General features: G+C 51.1%; 15 protein-coding genes. 3 read left to right on the forward strand and 12 right to left on the reverse strand.

Annotation, left to right across the window (positions count from 1 at the left end):
• The 9 genes from ABYP73_RS04135 to ABYP73_RS04175 all read right to left on the reverse strand — a co-directional run.
• On the reverse strand, nucleotides 1-306 hold a 306-nt coding region (locus ABYP73_RS04135; RefSeq protein ID WP_372973532.1), incomplete at its 3' end, for a cupin domain-containing protein.
• A 9-nt stretch (nucleotides 307-315) separates the two neighbouring features.
• On the reverse strand, nucleotides 316-1,245 hold the full coding sequence (locus ABYP73_RS04140; protein ID WP_372944900.1) for a carbon-nitrogen hydrolase family protein: 930 nt from the start codon (nucleotides 1,243-1,245) through the stop codon (nucleotides 316-318).
• 57 nt (nucleotides 1,246-1,302) lie between these two features.
• The gene (gene mgtE / locus ABYP73_RS04145; RefSeq protein WP_372944901.1) at nucleotides 1,303-2,655 is read right to left on the reverse strand and encodes a magnesium transporter; all 1,353 of its coding nucleotides are present in this window, start codon (nucleotides 2,653-2,655) and stop codon (nucleotides 1,303-1,305) included.
• Nucleotides 2,642-3,514 (reverse strand): 16S rRNA (adenine(1518)-N(6)/adenine(1519)-N(6))-dimethyltransferase RsmA, encoded by an 873-nt coding sequence (gene rsmA, locus ABYP73_RS04150; protein WP_372973533.1) that lies wholly within the window; start codon nucleotides 3,512-3,514, stop codon nucleotides 2,642-2,644. The genes mgtE and rsmA overlap by 14 nt, the downstream gene beginning before the upstream one ends.
• Nucleotides 3,515-3,525: 11 nt before the next feature.
• The gene (locus ABYP73_RS04155) at nucleotides 3,526-4,167 is read right to left on the reverse strand and encodes a DUF4286 family protein (protein WP_372973534.1); all 642 of its coding nucleotides are present in this window, start codon (nucleotides 4,165-4,167) and stop codon (nucleotides 3,526-3,528) included.
• A 10-nt stretch (nucleotides 4,168-4,177) separates the two neighbouring features.
• Nucleotides 4,178-5,965, reverse strand: coding sequence for a tetratricopeptide repeat protein (locus ABYP73_RS04160; protein WP_372973535.1), 1,788 nt, complete (start codon nucleotides 5,963-5,965; stop codon nucleotides 4,178-4,180).
• A gap of 52 nt (nucleotides 5,966-6,017) precedes the next feature.
• On the reverse strand, nucleotides 6,018-7,289 hold the full coding sequence (gene serS, locus ABYP73_RS04165; RefSeq protein ID WP_372973536.1) for a serine--tRNA ligase: 1,272 nt from the start codon (nucleotides 7,287-7,289) through the stop codon (nucleotides 6,018-6,020).
• Nucleotides 7,290-7,358: 69 nt separating this feature from the next.
• A complete protein-coding gene (locus tag ABYP73_RS04170; RefSeq protein ID WP_372973537.1) occupies nucleotides 7,359-8,681 on the reverse strand; it encodes an HTTM domain-containing protein in 1,323 nt (440 codons plus the stop codon).
• On the reverse strand, nucleotides 8,682-9,608 hold the full coding sequence (locus ABYP73_RS04175; RefSeq protein ID WP_372973538.1) for a bifunctional riboflavin kinase/FAD synthetase: 927 nt from the start codon (nucleotides 9,606-9,608) through the stop codon (nucleotides 8,682-8,684).
• A gap of 49 nt (nucleotides 9,609-9,657) precedes the next feature.
• Here ABYP73_RS04175 and ABYP73_RS04180 point away from each other — a divergent pair, with 49 nt between their 5' ends.
• Both ABYP73_RS04180 and ABYP73_RS04185 read left to right on the forward strand, forming a co-directional pair.
• On the forward strand, nucleotides 9,658-13,434 hold the full coding sequence (locus tag ABYP73_RS04180) for a reprolysin-like metallopeptidase (protein ID WP_372973539.1): 3,777 nt from the start codon (nucleotides 9,658-9,660) through the stop codon (nucleotides 13,432-13,434).
• Entirely contained in the window at nucleotides 13,431-14,111 is a 681-nt protein-coding gene (locus ABYP73_RS04185) for a hypothetical protein (protein WP_372945767.1), read from the forward strand. The genes ABYP73_RS04180 and ABYP73_RS04185 overlap by 4 nt, the downstream gene beginning before the upstream one ends.
• Here ABYP73_RS04185 and pth read toward each other — a convergent pair whose 3' ends face one another.
• The 3 genes from pth to ABYP73_RS04200 all read right to left on the reverse strand — a co-directional run bounded on the left by pth (nucleotide 14,112) and on the right by ABYP73_RS04200 (nucleotide 16,449).
• Complete coding sequence (pth, locus tag ABYP73_RS04190; RefSeq protein WP_372945768.1) at nucleotides 14,112-14,741, reverse strand: aminoacyl-tRNA hydrolase; 630 nt, start codon at nucleotides 14,739-14,741, stop codon at nucleotides 14,112-14,114.
• 82 nt (nucleotides 14,742-14,823) lie between these two features.
• Nucleotides 14,824-15,486: a 50S ribosomal protein L25/general stress protein Ctc gene (locus ABYP73_RS04195; RefSeq protein ID WP_372973540.1), complete on the reverse strand. Its 663-nt coding sequence runs from the start codon at nucleotides 15,484-15,486 to the stop codon at nucleotides 14,824-14,826.
• A 21-nt stretch (nucleotides 15,487-15,507) separates the two neighbouring features.
• A complete protein-coding gene (locus ABYP73_RS04200; RefSeq protein ID WP_372973541.1) occupies nucleotides 15,508-16,449 on the reverse strand; it encodes a ribose-phosphate pyrophosphokinase in 942 nt (313 codons plus the stop codon).
• Between the two features lie 207 nt (nucleotides 16,450-16,656).
• Between ABYP73_RS04200 and ABYP73_RS04205 the strand changes: the two genes are divergently transcribed.
• Nucleotides 16,657-16,890 (forward strand): GIY-YIG nuclease family protein, encoded by a 234-nt coding sequence (locus ABYP73_RS04205; RefSeq protein ID WP_372973542.1) that lies wholly within the window; start codon nucleotides 16,657-16,659, stop codon nucleotides 16,888-16,890.
• Nucleotides 16,891-16,905: the final 15 nt, after the last annotated feature.

A 16,905-nucleotide genomic window follows, 5' to 3' on the forward strand; every position in this document is an offset into this window, starting at 1 on the left:
AGATTGTTTTTCGAAGAGCATGACCAGCACTTCCTCATCATCCTTCGTGGCAGGGCAATGTTCCACCCCTTTGGGCACGACGATGATCTCTCCTTCCTTCACGATCTCAGTCCGGTCCCTGAACTGCATGTACAAGGTGCCCTTCAAGACCTGGAACAGTTCGTCCTCCTCCTCATGGGCATGCCAGACGAATTCCCCTTTTAGCCGGGCCAGCAATACATGCATATCGTCTACCCGGGCAATCTGGTGGGGATGCCATGTATCGCTTATCAGGGCTTGTTTCTCTTTTAGATTGACCGGCTTCATAAATAGTTTCTAAGTTATTTCTTCATCCTGTAACGGGGGTTGCCCGTTTACCTTAAGGTCAAAAATATCCGGCCTGTTGTAATGCCCGTTCACATCAAAATCCAGTCTGGCAGCGGTCACCTCCTCCAGGTCGAGCGTGGCCGTCAGAATCCCCGCCTCATCCCAGAGGGGTCCGGCAAGGACCTCCCCCCTCGGGGAAACGATCACGCTGCCACCGGCACAGTTCACAGAAGACCTGTCGTTCAACAGGTCTTTATATTTCTCCGGTAGCATCTTTTCGGAATAGTATTCATTGCAGCCCAGGACAAAGCACCGGCCTTCCAGGGCGATATGCCTCATGGTGGGGACCCAGGATTCCCGCGCATCCGCTGTAGGGGCGATGTAGATTTCCACGCCTTGCCTGTACATGGCCATCCTGGCCAGGGGCATGTAATTTTCCCAGCAGATGAGTCCGCCTAACTTTCCGATCCCGGTCTTGAAGGTCACCAGATCCTCACCCCCGGCCTCATCCCAGATAACCCTTTCGGTTCCCGTGGGTTTTATTTTCCGATGTACGCCCAGGAGACCTTTCGCCGGGGAGATATAGAGCATGGAACAGTACAAACTTCCGTTCTGGTGTTTTTTCTCCGTCACTCCCATAACCAGGTAGGCCTTGTGTTTCCTGGACAGTTTTTCCAGTTTCCGGATCTCCTCTGAACCCAGTTCAATACTGTTCCTGTGGTATTCAGCATAAAGCTTGCGACCCTCGTCTGTACGGTTTCCCACGGTGGCGCCAAAGGAGAAACCCCTGGGATAACCGGGGATGAAGGATTCCGGAAACACCATGAGGTCGCATTTCTGATCGGCATACCGATCGAGCAGGTTCCCCACCTTTTTGAGCGTTTTATCCTTGTCGAAGAAGACGGGGCTGTCCTGGATCACTCCCACTTTGATACGCATAGAACTCAGATATTGATTCCTTTAAGGGAGGCTTAAGGTATGATATTTCGATTACATTCAGATTCCCAGCAAGAGCTTGGCGATGGTAAAATAGATCAGGATCCCGAAGATGTCATTGCTGGTGGTGATAAAAGGTCCTGTGGCAATGGCAGGGTCTATCCCTCTTTTGTGAAGGAAGAGCGGAGTAAAGGTGCCGATGATCCCTGCCACTACAATGACGGTGACCAGGGAGATGGAGATAGCCAGGGCTGTGACAAAGGCCCCTTTCCAAACCCAGGTAAAGAACAGCAGCACGACCGCCAGAAGGAACCCGTTGAGCAGAGCGAGGAACATCTCTTTTACCAGCCTGTTCCCGATACTTCCCTTGAGGTCGTCATTGGCGAGTCCCTGAACGATGATGGCGCTGGATTGTACCCCTACATTCCCTGCCATCGCTGCGATCAAGGGGGTAAAGAAAAACAGGATTGCGTGTTTGCTGATCATTTCCTCGAACCCGCCCATGATGGCCGCAGCCCCGAGTCCGCCCAAAAGGCCGAGGAACAACCAGGGCAGCCGGGCGCGGGTGAGGATCCAGATACTGTCATCGGCCTCCACGTCCTGGGAGATACCGGCAGCGAGCTGGTAATCCTTTTCGGCCTCTTCCCTGATCACGTCTACGATATCGTCAATGGTGATCCTGCCCACCAGCCGCCCGATCTCATCCACGACGGGGATGGCTTCCAGGTCGTATTTGGACATGATCTTGGCGACCTCCTCCGGTTTTTCGTTCACGTTCACCGAATCTACCTGGGGGATGTATACATTCTTGATCGGGTTGGTGGTGGAGGTGGTGAGGAGATCCTTCAGGGACAGCCTGCCCTTTAGTTTTTCTTCATCGTCGACCACGTAGATGGAGTGGACACGGGTGACATTCTCTGCCTGGGCCCTCATCTCCTTCACACACCTGAGGACGGTCCAGTTCTCATTGACCTTTACCAATTCCTTGGCCATGAGTCCCCCCGCCGAATTCTCATCATAACGCAGGAGATCGACGATGTGTTTGGCGTGTTCCTTGTCCTCGATCTCCGAGATGACCTCCTGTACGATCTCCTTGGGGAGTTCTGCGATGATGTCGGCCGCGTCATCCGTGTCGAGTTCCGCCAGTTCTTCTGCGATCTCCTTGGAAGAAAGGTTGTTCAGGATGGCTTCCCTGACGTCATCATCGAGCTCTGTGAGGACGTCTGAGGTTTTGTCACTATCGAGAAGTTTGATGAGGTAGGTGGCCTGTTCTTCGTCCAGCTCGTTGGCGATCTCGGCTACATCAGCGAAGTGTACCTCCTTCATAAGCTCGAGAAGGGTATCATCACTGCGAGTATCAATGAGCTCAGCGATCTCTACCAGTAATTCCTCTGTGAGCTTAAACGGTGTCATGGGCTATCTTCTGTGTCAGCGAAATAAATTCCGCAACTCCCAGTTGTTCCGGGCGTCGGTCAAAGATAGCATCTTCTTTGAGATTATCGGAGAGGTTCATGGTTTTTAAACTGTTCCTCAGGGTCTTTCGCCTCTGGTTAAAAGCGGTCTTTACCACCCTGAAAAACAAGGCCTCGTCATACCCGATCTCCTGCTCTTCCTTGCGGCTGAGTCTCAATACGCCCGACTGAACTTTGGGAGGGGGATCGAAGTTTTCGGGATGGACGGTAAAGAGATACTCGGCATGGTAAAAGGCCTGCACCAGCACGGATAGGATACCGTACGTCTTACTGCCTTCCTTCTCACATATTCTCTTTGCGACTTCTTTCTGAAACATGCCGGAAAATTCCGGGATCTGTCTTCGGTATTCCAGCAATTTAAAAACGATCTGAGTAGAGATGTTGTACGGGAAATTCCCAATAATAGCAAAGGGTCTGTCTGCGAAGTATTCGCTCAGGTCAGTCTGGAGGAAATCGGCCTCGATCACGCGGAATGAACCCTCCCGATTAAGTACTTTCGGGTGTTCCAGGGGAAAACTGTGGTTGAGGTAGACGATAGATTCCGAATCGAGGTCCATGGCCACCAGATCTGCATCCCTCAAAAGCAAATACTTGGTCAATACTCCGGTTCCCGGCCCGATTTCCAGGACATCCCGGTATCCTTCCAGGGAAAGCGTAGAAGCGATCCTCTTCGCGATCTCTTCATTCTTCAAAAAATGCTGTCCCAGGTGTTTCTTGGCCCTGACCTGCCCTTCCTCCGGTCCCCGGGTCTTGTGTTTCCTCTTCGATCCGTCGGAGAATTTCCTGTTGCGTTTGCTCATGAAAGACAGTTTTAAATTCCGGGCTTGCCCAAATAAACCCAGGCCTTCACCCCTGATTCCAGGGTTATACTTTTCCTTTCATAGGCCTCCCCTTCATAGGCGTCGACCAGTGTCAGTTCTTCTTCACTGATCACGTAGACAAAACCTTCGACCTTGTCGTTTGGGTCTTCGGAACTTTTGATGGTAGGGTAGAGTCCGCCCACCATCTTCTCCGATATTTTATGGGAACCCAAACAGTCCCTGTTGCCATTTAAGGTGCGGGAGAAGACCATGTTCTGGACTCCTTCCTCCTGCAAAGTCCCATATGTGAACAGGTAGGCAGTTGCGCTTTTTATGGGAGGCCTGTCGATAGTCAGTACCTCCAGTTCCGTCCTGAAGGCGATTACGGAATTCCCAAAAAGTTTTTCGGTCTGTTTCCTGAGGCGTGCTGCATCCTCCTTGTAATATTTTTCCAGAGTAGCCCTGTCCCTGACCTTGTATTGCACCGAGTACGAACTGCCCCCGGCATCCTCTTCTGAGAGTATCCTTGTCATGGTGGCTTCCAGGAATTTACCGGTGGAGAGCACTTCCGGGATATGGGTCGATTTCATCCAATCCAGCCATTGGGGTAGGATCGCATCTTCCACGTGCAGGGTAACATTGTATATAAGCATAAGGGCTATTTTAATTGATCACGTCCCCCCTGAGAATCCTGAAATACTTCCGTGCCTGGGGGAAAAAATAACTATCCTGATATTTATAGAGAATCTGTTCGTAATGGTACTTGGCCTTCTCCGGCTGGTTGAGCACGGTCCTGAACAATTCGGCCATGGCGAAGTGCGCATCATCTGCAAGTATGTCATCTCCGTAGAACTCTATGATCTTTGTGTAATTGAATAAGGCGGCTTCAGTGTCGCCTGCGCCGGCAAGGAGCTGAGCCTGTCTCAACAGGGCTTCGTCCTCAATGCTTTCCCCCTTGTGTTGCTGCAGGATCTCTTCCAGCACGGCGATAGCTTCCGTTTTTTTGTTCTGATAGGCGAGCAGGTCTGCCCGGGCGTACTTTTTCAAAGCGGTCTGGGTAGAATCCTCCAGGGAATTGTCCGAGATCAGCAGGCTCAGCTGCATGGCATCATTGGCCGTGAGCTGGGAGGTGGATCCCCTGAGTACCTTGAGCTGGGTAAGTGCCCATTCAAAATCCCCTTTGTAGAAACTGGTCTGGGCCACCTTGAACCGCGCTTCCTGTCCTAGCACATCGTTCTTGAGATTCTTCTGGACCTGGGAAAAGTAGATCAGGGCCTCGTTAAATCTCTGGTCGAAGACCAGAATGTCACCCAGAGCCATCTTGATATAGGCTTCCCCGTATTTAGGGAGGGGGAGTTCCAGAGATCTTTTGAGGATGGGAATGGCCCTGGCCGATTCACCCCTTCTGAAGGTCAGGAAATTGGCGTAGGCTACCTGCAGTTGTAAGGTATTGGATTGATATCCATAGGTATCGACGAGCTCCCGGTATTGCTCGTCAATTTCCGAATAGTCTTTGGCGGTTGCCGTGAGGAGTTTGATGTCCAGTAAGTTGAGTTGCGCATTGAGGCGTATCACGGGATCCGTGCTGTTCTTTTCGATGTATTTGAAGATATCGGTGGCCGTTGCGGCGCTTCCTTCTTCAAGGGCATTATTTCCCAGGGCGATCAGCCGTTCCATGGAAGCTTCCCCTGTCCTTTTATAGATAGCCTTTTCCTGCAGGAAGGCGTAATTGAATTGTTTTTGCTGCACAAAGAGCCAGCTCAGCAATTCATTCCACAGGACAGCAGGTTCCTTTTGAGCCTTTTCCAGCACTACTTTTTTCAGCAACTGGTTCTTCTCCTCTTTGGGGTCTTCACTGATGAAGTCCCCGATCTTCCCCAGTACATTCTCTATGTTGGCCCTCCCATTGCCCAATAGATCTGCATAGGCCCGGAACATCTTTTCGATATTCCCCTGTTCCCCGTAGATCAATGCTATCTGGAAGTTGTAATCGAGGTCCGGGTTGAGTTCCATGGCCCTTTCGTAGGCTTTCAGGGAATAGTCGAGCAAGGCGTAGCGCTGAAATCCTACCCCGATACCATAACCGTAATTGGGATTTTTCTCTATGGCCTGCAGGGCTTTTTCGTAGTTCTCTCTGGCCTCCCCGATCCTGTCCTGTAAACGGTAGTTATAACCGAGGTCGATATAGATGGTGGGATAGGCACTGCCTGTTGCGATCCTGTCCTGCAGGAAAGTCTCCGCCTTTACGAATTCCTCCAGCTGCTCGTAGCAGTTGACCAGGTTCTCGGCAAAGTCCATCCTCCTCGGGTTCTGGGCGACGAGGCGTTCATAAAAGGCTTTGGCTTTCTCGTATTCCCCGTTGTTCAGGTACTGTTTGGCAAGGAAATCATCCTGCCCCCAGAGGGATACGGAGAGGAGGAAAAACCACAACAAAACACAATTCTTCTTCATAGGACTTCCTCAAAGGTAATCCAATACGAGAAGAAATACTATTTAGGAAATCTTAATCTATGATCTCAAAACCGGTATAGGGGATGAGTACTTCGGGCACCCTGATTCCCTTTTCAGTCTGGTAGTTTTCCAGGATTCCGGCCAGGACTCTTGGCAGGGCCAGGGAACTTCCATTCAGGGTGTGAGCTAACTGCGTCTTCCCATTTTCATCCCTGTACCTGAGCTTAAGCCGGTTGGCCTGGTAGGTCTCGAAATTAGACACCGAACTGATCTCAAGCCATTTGTCCTGTGCGGTTGAGAACACCTCGAAATCATAGGTGAGGGCAGAGGTGAATCCCAGATCACCTCCACAAAGGCGTAGTACACGGAACGGGAGTTTCAATTCTCTCAGAATGCCTTTTACATGTTCCACCATGGCATCCAGGGCTTTATAGGAATCAGCCGGCTGTTCGACCCTCACGATCTCCACCTTGTCAAACTGGTGCAGGCGGTTGAGCCCGCGTACATGGGCCCCATAGCTCCCCGCTTCCCGCCTGAAACAGGGGGTATACCCCGTATAGCAAACAGGCAGGTCTTTTGCCTGCAGGATAGTATCCCGCAGGATATTGGTCACAGGCACCTCTGCCGTGGGGATCAGATAGAGGTCGTCTGCAGTCACATGGTACATCTGGCCTTCCTTGTCCGGAAGCTGTCCTGTACCAAAACCGGAAGCCGCATTGACCAAGTGTGGCACCTGAATCTCCCGGTAACCCGCAGCCGTATTTTTGTCCAGGAAGTAGGTGATAAGGGCGCGCTGCAGTTTGGCACCCTTCCCTTTGTAAACAGGGAATCCGGCCCCTGTAATCTTCACGCCCAGTTCAAAATCTATAATGTCGTATTTCCTGGCCAGATCCCAGTGGGGCAGGGCTCCATCTTTTAGAACCGGGATGTCTCCTTCCCGCATCACCTCTTCATTGTCTTCAGAAGAATTGCCCTCGGGCACGAGGTCGTGAGGCACGTTGGGAATGAGGTAGAGTGTTTCATCCAGGGCCGAGGTCACGGCATTTAATGTTTCCCCCAGTGTTTTGGATTCTTCTTTGAACAGAACGGATTTCTCCTTGAGTGCCTGGGCTTCCTCGGCTTTCCCTGATTTAAAAAGGATCCCGATCTCTTTGGAGGTGGCATTCAACTGGGCCAGGGTGGCATCCATTTGCGTCTGTATGGCCCTGCGTTTTTCATCGAGTTCGGAAACCTTGTCGAGCAGGGGCTCAGGATCGATATTCCTTTTTTTAAGTGCTTTGATCAGGTCTTCCCTGTTATCCCGTACAGCTTGGAGTACTAGCATTGTCCATAGATTAAGGCACAAATTTACGCTTAATTGACGGAGTTTAAAAGGGGAGTCTTACAGGGATTTTCAGTCGGATCTCAAAGGCGAGGGAAGGATCCAGGTATGGTGTTTAAAGGGGTCCCATTTCTCGGCTGCCAGATCGATCGAAGGGTCTGTAAAGGCCTCCAGGGGCCGGCCATTGATGCTGACCCTCGACTTGACAAACACAGCTACATCCTTCCCTTCCCTGGCGTATTCCTTTTTCAGGAATTGGGCAAACTGCCAGATGTAGTCCGGGTAGCAGGTCACCTTTTCCAGTTGCTGGGAACTGAGATAAAGGCCGGCCGGAACCACCGTGGATTCTCCTGTCTTTTTATCCACTACCTTGTATTGGGCCAGTCCTGCCCTTGTCCTGAGCATCATCCTCCAGCTCATCCTGTGGCCTTCCTCCGTCCAAAGGACATCATCTGCTATAAAGTAATGCCGCAACGGGAGGCTCAGCTGGACTATAAAATAGACCCCCAACCCCAACAATAGGGGTTTTCTATAGGAGGGTACGCTGATTTCCTCCTCTGTGTACAGGGTTTTCCCGGGCAGGAAAATCCTACGGATGGTTTCAGGGGGGAAGAAAAAGACGGAAAAGGCAAGGGCCAGGTAAGGAAAAATGCCGATCTGGAACACGATGGAGTTGAACAGGTGGAAGAAGATCGAAAATCCAAAGGCCCATTTTCTCGCAGGCTTCCAGAGCAGGGCAGGAACGATCAGCATATCGAAGGTGATACCCGCGACACCCACGGCGTAATGCACCCAGGGATGTTGCAGCCACTCCCCGATAAGGGGGTAGGAGGCCTTCCCTTTCAGCAGGATGGCGATAATGGAAAAATTGAGCCAGTCGCCATAAAGTTTTGCGATAGAGGCGTAAGTGTAGACGATAAACAGTTGGAGGATCACCGTCCACCGGACCCAGGCAGGCATGTGGTTAGACTGCAGGGGTGGATTCAGCCGGCTGTCTATGGAAGCATAACGCTCCGCCGGCATAAAACACATCAGAAAGGAGATAAGGATAAGCAGGTAGTAATGGTTGTTGTACGCCGTTTTTTGCATGAGGTAGACGGCTGTCCACATCAGGGTGAAGAGGATGACGCTCCACCGGTATTTATACCCGAGGGCGATGCAAATCCCCAGCATGCCCATCATCGCAAAATAAAAATACATCCCGTAACCGGGCAGGGGCTGCAGCCATTCAAATCCTATAAAGGTAAAGGTGAAGGAAGGGTCTATGAGGGTACGCCTCACCCATCCGGTCAGGATTGCCCCAAAGCATTCGAAGCTGATCAACAGGCCAAAGAAGATCCTGAAGACGACCAGGGAAGAATTGTCTACCCTTTTAAAGAGAAGCCGACGCCACATTTAACCCAAAATTACTTTCCGTGCAGTTGCTTTATCCCTGGAAAGTTGCTCCTTGAGTTCGTCCAGGGAGCTGAATTTCTGTTCCTCCCGTATCCATTCCATGATGCTGACCTGAATAAATTGACCGTAGAGGTCTTCCTCCACGTCAAAGAAGTGAATCTCAATGCTGTGTTCCTCCCCGGCTACAGTAGGGTTGAACCCAATATTCATCATTCCGTAAACGGTCCTGCCTTTGAAATTGCTACGGACCACGTAAACCCCGTTCTTGGGGATCAATTTATAGGATTCCTCTATCAGCAGGTTGGCCGTGGGGAAGCCGAGTTGCTTACCCAGGCCCTTTCCTTTGACTACCTTCCCGCTTAGCATATAGTCATATCCCAGATAGGAATTCGCAGTGGCGATATCTCCCTGGAGGAGGGCATTCCTGATTTTCGTCGAGCTCACAGCTACGGCTTCGATTTCCTGGGCGGGGATCTCCTCCACCTCAAAATCGAGGGCGTTGCCAAAGGCGATGAGGTCGTTGATATTGGCATTGCGGTTTCGCCCAAAGCGGTGGTCGTATCCTATGATGACCTTTTTGGTATGCAGGGAATTGACCAGGACATCCCTTACAAAGGCCGTGGCACTCAACCTGGAAAAGGTCTTGGTAAAGGGCTGGATAATGAGGTAGTCTATACCCAGTTCATCCAGAATCTGCTTTTTTTCTTCAATGGTATTGAGCAGTTTAAGGTCCGTATCCTTCTGCAAAACCATACGGGGATGGGGAAAGAAGGTGAGAACAACGGCGACCCTGTTATTCACCCTGGCATCATTTATGAGGCGTTCCAGGATGAGCCTGTGGCCAATGTGGACTCCGTCAAAGGTGCCAATGGTTATGACGGACGCCTGGTTTTTATCGTATTTAGAAATGCTTTGGACTGTAATCACCCCGTTGGATCAATAAAAAGACTTAATTTTAAATTTTTAAAGTCCCCGAATGACGACAAAACTACGTCTTGTTTTGCCAATAACCATGTTGTTTGCCTGCTTTTATGCTGTAGCACAATCGGGATACTGGCAACCCGCCGAGGTACAAACCCAGCTCCTGCCCCCGGATATAGAACGACTGGATAACCAAATGGTCCGATTCTATTCGCTGGAGGACGAAATACTGAGCCGCGAATTGACCCGTATCACTTCCAGACTCACCGACAGGACCCTTGTTTACTTTCCTTCTCCGGAAGGTGCGCTGGTGGCCTATACAGTGGAGGAAACGCCCGTTTTTGCCCCTGAGCTCACCGCAAAATACCCACAGATCAGATCTTATTCCGGTACGGCCGTACATGATAAATCCAAAAGAGTACGCTTCAGCGTTTCCCAGAATGGGGTGGAAGCCATGTTCGTTTACCCGGGCACTGAAAATAAATGGTTTATACAGAAAGTATCCCGTCAGTCCAAGGACTATGTGCTTTACAACCGGGAAGGGGACACAGGGGAAGCAGATCCATTTATATGTGCCACCCAGGACAAACGAACGGAATCGGGCCGTGAAAGTGCTGCTAAACTCGTGGATGACCAGCGTCTCAGATCCTACAGAATCGCCGTTTCTGCCACGGGAGAATACACCCAGTACCACGGGGGTACCGTCCCTGATGCCCTTGCCGCGATCAACGCCACCCTGACCAGGGTGAATGAGGTTTTCCACAGAGACCTGGGGATCACCTTGGAACTGGTCGCAAACAATGACCTGGTGATCTATACAGACCCGGATACAGACCCTTACCAGGCCAATTTGAACTCAGAGGTCCAGACCACTTTGAACAATTTGATCGGGGACCTGAACTACGATGTAGGGCACCTTTTTCACGAAGATACCAATGGGGGTAATGCCGGTTTTATCGGATCTGTATGCCGCACAAACCAGAAAGGGAGTGCGTATTCCGCTGCCCTGAATCCCCAGGGCGACCTGTTCGACCTCGACTATGTTTCCCACGAACTCGGACACCAGTTCGGGGCGAACCACACCTGGTCCTTTGATTCGGAAGGGACAGGCGTGCAGGTAGAGCCTGCAAGCGGATCTACCATCATGGGTTACGCAGGTATTGTACAGGGGGAAAACGTACAGAGCAACGGGGATGACTATTTTCATTACATCAGTATTTTCCAGATCTCGGAATATGTACTCACCACGACATGTGGCGTTGAGACTGCCATTGCCAATTCGCCACCCCTTATCACCCCATCCGCAGATTATGTGATCCCCAAAGGCACGGCCTTTGTGTTGTCTGGGAGAGCTTCAGATCCCGACCCATCAGACGTCCTTACCTATGCCTGGGAACAGATAGACAACGGGGTGGTCACCACCAGTACCTTTGGTCCACAGAATGCCAGTGGGGCCAATTTCAGGTCCTTGCCTCCTACTACGGATTCTGCACGGTATTTCCCGAGACTTTCTAGAGTGGTCCAGGGGCAGTTGACCCAGACCAATCCCCCGGTAAATTCGGCCTGGGAAACCGTTTCCAATATCGAGAGGGAGATGAATTTTGCCCTTACCGTAAGGGACAATTCGACGGAAGGAGGTCAAGTGGCCTCAGATGAGGTGAGTGTACGCGTCAGCAATGCAGCCGGCCCTTTTGTCGTGACCTCCCAGGCAGCCTCGGAGACTTATAGCGCGGGGTCCATACAGACCGTGACCTGGGATGTGGCTAATACCGACTCACCCCCGGTAAATGCACAGTTTGTACAGATATTTCTATCGATAGATGGCGGGGTAACCTATCCTTTCGAATTGTCTGAAAAGGCAGCCAATGACGGTTCCCATGAAGTGTTGTTACCCGGGAATGCAACGACCACAGCACGGATCATGGTCAAAGGCAGGAACAATGTATTCTTTGGGGTGAACAGCGGTAATTTTACGATAGAGGAGTCACCCGTCGTCCTTCAATTTGAGGATCTTGCCTTTGATGTATGTCAGCCCGCAGACGAGGTCATACCTTTTGTTTACCAGACCTATGGTGGCTTTAACGAGGAAGTGACCTTCAGCGCTCTCGGACTGCCGGGTGCACTTACGGCGTCCTTCGCTCCGGGTACGGCCACTGCAAACGGTACCCCGGTAGATCTGACCATCTCCAACACCACCTCGGTGGCAGAAGGGTCATATCCCATTCAGGTAAGGGCTACCGCCCCGTCCTTTACCCAGGAGATCACCATTGTCCTGAACGTATTCGATACGGACTTTCCGGAGGTTACGTTGATCAGTCCTTCCAATGCCACGGCAGATATTCCCCTCAGGCCTATCCTGAGTTGGGATACCCCGGCCATCAACAACGCTTATGATGTGGAGATCGCCACTGATGCGGCATTCACTTCCATCGTCCAGAGCGCCCGCGTGATATCCAAGAGTTATATCCCTGAGACTCTCTTACCCGAGACTACCTATTACTGGAGGGTAAAACCGGTGACCAATTGCGGGGAAGGGGTGTTCGGCAGCGCCTTTAGTTTTACCACCCTGCCGGTAAACTGCAAATTCAAGAGCGCACAGGGTCTTCCCATTACCATTTCATCAACGGGGACCCCTACAGTACAGGCCAGTATCACAGTGGTGGACGACCTCCCTGTGGCGGATATCAACGTTTCACTGAATATAGAACACACCTATCTTTCAGACCTGATTATCAGCCTGATATCGCCCGCCGGTACGGAAGTGATCCTCACCTCCAATTCCTGTTCCCAGCTAGAAAATATCAACGCCGTTTTTGACGACTCGGCCTCACCTTTCGTATGTGGGGGTGACCCTGCTATCAGCGGTACGGTAAAACCCCTGGGGTCCCTGGCATCGTTTAACGGGGAATCCTCTTTTGGGGAATGGATCCTGCTGGTAAGGGATACGGCCCCTGCCGATGGTGGTTTCATTCAGGACTTTACCCTGGAGCTTTGCGTGGAAGGCGTTTTCAGGCCGGACGCCGATGGGGATAACGTCTTCGACGACGGAGATGACCTCTGCCTGGGCACCCCTCCGAATACGGAGGTCAATGCAGACGGATGCCCGGTCTATCGTTTTGAGCAGGACAATTTCAATGTGATGCTCATCAGTGAGTCCTGCATCAGCAGCAATGATGGCGGCATTGATATTACGGCCAATGCAGCGCTTAATTATACGATCTCCATCCTCGGAAATGGGGTAAATGAATCCGCCGGTTTTACAGGGACCTATGAGCTGACCGGACTCTCCGCAGGGGCCTATTCGGCTTGCATAGGAGCTACGGATGGAAGCATCACCTATGAGGAATTCTGTTTTGATTTTATGATCTCAGAACCGGATCCCCTTTCGGTCCTGATATCCCTGGACCAGGATGCATCCCAGGCCACCTTGAGCCTGAGCGGTTCCGAGCTCTACAACGTTGAATTGAACGGGATTCTGACCCAGACCACCCAAAGTGACTATACCCTTGTTCTCAGACCGGGATTGAATACCATCAAGGTCACGGGGGCCCTTCCTTGCCAGGGGGTATTTGAAGAGTCGGTCCTGGTTGGCAACGATCCTGTGGTGTATCCAAATCCTTTCGAAGGTGAACTCGAAGTCTTTGTACCCCCGACGGACACTCCGCTGGAAGTCAGGCTGTATAATCTTCTGGGACAGGAGGTGTACACGGAACGGTTTTCATCGGCAGAAGAGGTGGTCAGGATGGAACTGAGCAGTTTGCCCTCGGGGGTCTATCTCCTAAGCGTGAGCGGGGAGCAAATCAAGTACACAACTAAGGTCATTAAGCGATGAGAAAAGAGCTTGTTCTATTTGTGTTGTTGTCGATGGCGTGTGGAAAGGATTCTCCCAAACCGCCCGAGGCTCCTTTGCTGAGTTTCCCTTTGCAGAATTCGGAATGCACTACGGGCGTCAGCCTGAACAACGTGACGAGCCAGGTGGAATTCCGCTGGCAGGAGGCCCGGTTTGCCGATACCTACGAGCTGAAGGTGACCAATATCCTGACAGGACTTTCCATTACCAACGCACCTACCGTTGCCCTTAGTGCCCGTGTCCCCATACTGAAGGGAACACCTTACAAGTGGAGGGTGACCACCAGGAATGCAGAGACACAGGAAATAGGAGTAAGTGAAGAATGGTACTTTTACAATGCAGGGACACAGACCACCTACCCGCCCTTTCCGGCCCGGTTGCTGGAACCGGCCTCAGGAGCCTCTGTGGTGAGGGACCTCAACAATGAGGTTACCTTGAGGTGGACCGGGGCCGACGCAGATAACGATATACAGTCCTACGAGGTTTATCTCGCCACGGATCCGGATCCCCAGCAGTTGGTGGCTTCACCCTCGGTAAGTATCAACCAGGTGAAGGCTGGCGTAGCCATAGATACGGTTTATTACTGGAGGGTCGTTACTCTGGACCGGGCAGGAAACACATCAAATTCCGGGGTCTATTCCTTCAGGGTGATCCGCTGATCACGTATTGTTATAGGTATTCATGGTGATATTCACTCCCTGCAGCACAAAGGATTCTACGAGATCTATGCATCTGTTCAAGCGTTCCGGCATTGCTTTGCTCTCCTCTTCATTCCAGTTTCCAAGGACGTATTCAACCTGTCTCCCTTTCGGAAAATCCGAACCGAGCCCGATCCTCAGCCTGTTGTAGTTTGTGGTTTGGAGGGTTTGCTGGACATCGGCCAGGCCGTTATGCCCCCCATCGCTTCCCTTGGTCTTGAGTCGGAGCGTCCCGAAGGGCAGGTTGATATCATCTGTGATGATCAGCAGGTGTTCCCGGGGGATCTTCTCTTTTTCCAGCCAGTAATGCACCGCCTTTCCGCTCCGGTTCATAAAGGTTGAAGGTTTTAGCAGGAGCACGCTACGGCCTTTGATCCTGAAGGTGGCCGTATCCCCCAGCCTGTTGGGCGCAAAGGGTATCTCTTTCTTTTCTGCCAGCGCATCGAGCACCTGGAAGCCTATGTTGTGACGGGTATTCACGTATTCCGGCCCTATGTTGCCCAGGCCTGTGATCAGATATTTTTTCATGGGATCTTCTTCGTTTAGCAGGGTTGAAGATGTACCGAACAGGAATGAGAGTAAGGAGCGCATAGACTAGGATCTCATCCCGCTAAAATACAAAAGCATCCCAAGATTGGATCCGGGGATGCTTTGTGAATGTTCGCTGGAAAATTTATTCCTTTTCTTCAGCAGCGGCTTCGGCAGCTTCCGCAGGAGCGGCTTCTCCTTCAGCAGCAGCTTCTGCTCCTTCCAGTTCTTCGTCTTCCCCTTCTTCCTCGACCACCACAGCGGCACGCGCCATTTTCACCTGAACCACAACGGTAGTGTCGGGGTGAAGGATGGTGAATTTATCATTCAACAGGGATTCTACGGTGATGTTGTCCCCGATCTTGAGGGTGGAGATGTCCACATCGAAGAAATCCGGCAGGTTCCCCGGAAGGGCCCTGATCGCCAGCTTTCTTTTTCTGAACAGGAGTCGGCCTCCATTCCGTACCCCCGGAGAGTTTCCGTGCAGGCGTACGGGGATTTTCATGGTGAGTTCCTTGTCCTCGAACAGCTGGTAGAAATCGATGTGCAGGATGTTATCCGTTACGGGGTGGAATTGAATGTCCTGCATGATGGCATTCACTTTCTTCCCGTCTTCCAGTTCAACCACAACAGTGTGGGCGTTGGGGGTGTACACTAAATCTCTGAACGCTAGTTCATCTGCTGCAAAGTGCAATGGCTTCTCCCCTCCGTATACCACGCAAGGGACCTTTCCAGCATTACGTAGGGCTTTCGTTGCCTTCTTGCCCACGCTTTCTCTTTCTGATCCTTTGATTGTAATTGACTTCATTATAGTGATTTAGATAATAATTTACATGATGAATTTTGAGGCGATTGAGGTATTGTGATGCACCCGGTGCATCACATCCGCAAACAGGTCTGCGCAGCTCAATACCTTTACCTTTTCGCTTTTAGGCTCTATCGGGATGGAATCTGTAATGATCAGTTCCTGTAATTTCGAATTCTCTATCCTTTCATAGGCATTCCCTGACAGCAGGCCGTGGGTGGTGATGGCCCTCACACTCAGGGCTCCTCGTTCCATCATCAGGTCTGCAGCCTTGGTCAGCGTACCGGCCGTGTCTACCATATCGTCTACGAGGACTACGTTCCTGTCTGTCACTTCCCCTATGAGTTCCATATGGGAGATTTTGTTGGCCTTCGCCCGTTGCTTGTAACAGATTACAACATCGCTTGAAAGGGCTTTGGAATAGGCGTATGCCCTTTTAGAACCGCCCATGTCCGGAGAGGCAATGGTGAGGTTCTTCAGCTTGAGTTTTTTGAGGTAAGGCAGGAAAAGGGTAGAGGCAAACAGGTGGTCTACCGGCTTTTCAAAGAACCCTTGAATCTGGTCTGCGTGCAGGTCCATAGTGATAATGCGGGTGGCACCTGCGGTCTCCAGCATTTTGGCGACTAACTTGGCGGCGATAGGCACCCTGGGTTTGTCCTTCCGGTCCTGGCGGGCCCATCCAAAGTAAGGCATGACGGCGGTGATATGCCTGGCCGAAGCCCTTTTGGCAGCATCGATCATCAGCAGCATCTCCATCAGGTTCTCAGGGCCGGGATGGGTAGAACCGATGATAAAAATTCGGGTACCACGGATAGACTCTTCGAAGGAAGGTTGAAATTCGCCATCGCTATAGCGAGAAAATATCACCTTCCCCAGGTTCGTTCCGTAGGACTTAGCGATTTTGTGCCCCAGCTCCATACTCTGGGTACAGGCAAAGATCTTCGGTTCTGGTACTTGATACGGCATGGTTAAATGCTTGTTCGCTAGTTTTTTACGGCTCCTTTTTCCAAAGGAGGTGCAAATTTAAACAATTATTTGTCTTACCGCCGATTAATGGATAGAATTTTCAGGGTGCAAACCAAATTATTTTTTAGCTTTGCACACCCATTTGCCTCGGTGGCGGAATTGGTAGACCTGCCTGCCGGCAGGCAGGCGCGCTGGAGATGATGATGTATGATTTGGGTATATGCCATTAGGAGTATCTCATATGAATATATTTATGTGGGAATGACTTCCAATCTGGAGGATCGGTTGAGAAGGCATAATAGAGGTTGGGAAAAGACAACCAGGCCCTATGCACCTTTTTTCCTGATCTATAAAGAGGAATGTGCAAATAGAAAGTTGGCCAGACAAAGAGAGAAGTACTGGAAGTCTGGTTCTGGTAAAGAAAAATTAAAAATACTTTAGTTCCTTTATAGGGAC

Origin of the sequence: Muriicola sp., assembly GCF_041567615.1 — a bacterium.
Classification (GTDB): domain Bacteria; phylum Bacteroidota; class Bacteroidia; order Flavobacteriales; family Flavobacteriaceae; genus Muriicola.

What these genes read in the sequence shown, in the direction of transcription:
- mgtE (WP_372944901.1), bottom strand. Translation starts at nt 2,655, where the DNA reads ATGACACCGTTTAAGCTCACAGAGGAATTACTGGTAGAGATCGCTGAG.
- ABYP73_RS04180 (WP_372973539.1), top strand. Translation starts at nt 9,658, where the DNA reads ATGACGACAAAACTACGTCTTGTTTTGCCAATAACCATGTTGTTTGCC.
- ABYP73_RS04140 (WP_372944900.1), bottom strand. Translation starts at nt 1,245, where the DNA reads ATGCGTATCAAAGTGGGAGTGATCCAGGACAGCCCCGTCTTCTTCGAC.
- ABYP73_RS04185 (WP_372945767.1), top strand. Translation starts at nt 13,431, where the DNA reads ATGAGAAAAGAGCTTGTTCTATTTGTGTTGTTGTCGATGGCGTGTGGA.
- ABYP73_RS04160 (WP_372973535.1), bottom strand. Translation starts at nt 5,965, where the DNA reads ATGAAGAAGAATTGTGTTTTGTTGTGGTTTTTCCTCCTCTCCGTATCC.
- ABYP73_RS04200 (WP_372973541.1), bottom strand. Translation starts at nt 16,449, where the DNA reads ATGCCGTATCAAGTACCAGAACCGAAGATCTTTGCCTGTACCCAGAGT.
- ABYP73_RS04170 (WP_372973537.1), bottom strand. Translation starts at nt 8,681, where the DNA reads ATGTGGCGTCGGCTTCTCTTTAAAAGGGTAGACAATTCTTCCCTGGTC.
- serS (WP_372973536.1), bottom strand. Translation starts at nt 7,289, where the DNA reads ATGCTAGTACTCCAAGCTGTACGGGATAACAGGGAAGACCTGATCAAA.
- ABYP73_RS04205 (WP_372973542.1), top strand. Translation starts at nt 16,657, where the DNA reads ATGATTTGGGTATATGCCATTAGGAGTATCTCATATGAATATATTTAT.
- ABYP73_RS04195 (WP_372973540.1), bottom strand. Translation starts at nt 15,486, where the DNA reads ATGAAGTCAATTACAATCAAAGGATCAGAAAGAGAAAGCGTGGGCAAG.
- ABYP73_RS04155 (WP_372973534.1), bottom strand. Translation starts at nt 4,167, where the DNA reads ATGCTTATATACAATGTTACCCTGCACGTGGAAGATGCGATCCTACCC.
- rsmA (WP_372973533.1), bottom strand. Translation starts at nt 3,514, where the DNA reads ATGAGCAAACGCAACAGGAAATTCTCCGACGGATCGAAGAGGAAACAC.
- pth (WP_372945768.1), bottom strand. Translation starts at nt 14,741, where the DNA reads ATGCGCTCCTTACTCTCATTCCTGTTCGGTACATCTTCAACCCTGCTA.